The 514-nt window shown below is 50.4% G+C and carries 1 protein-coding gene; it reads left to right on the forward strand.

Features of this window, described 5'->3' with window-relative positions:
- Positions 1-514: PKD domain-containing protein (locus A3761_RS27405; protein WP_197472956.1), on the forward strand; the 514-nt coding region annotated here is incomplete at both ends.

Genomic DNA, 514 nt, shown 5'->3' on the forward strand with positions numbered 1-514 from the left:
TGACCCTGACAGCGGCTCTGACCCTGACAGCGGTTCTGATCCTGACAGCGGCTCTGACCCTGACAACGGTTCTGATCCTGACAGCGACTCTGACCCTGACAACGGTTCTGACCCTGACAACGGTTCTGACCCTGACAACGGTTCTGACCCACAGACCTCAAATACACAGCCTATCGCCCATGCAGGTGATGACCAAAACGCTAACGGGAACAGCTTGGTCACGCTGGACAGTTCTCAAAGTCTTGATTCTGATGGCGACACGCTAAGTTATTTATGGACTCAAGTTAGCGGCCCAAGCATAACACTCAATGATACAAGCATCGCTTTTCCCAGCTTTGTTGCACCCAATATTGACGCTAACTACGTCTTTTCCTTGCATGTTAACGATGGTCTTGAAAGCTCCGAAACTGATGAGGTGAGTATTACAGTCACTGCAATCAATACTAATCAACCCCCTATGGCCGATGCGGGCCCTGACCAACAAGCAAACGGGAATGACATTGTCGTCGTTAGC

Source organism: Oleiphilus sp. HI0123, assembly GCF_001635315.1.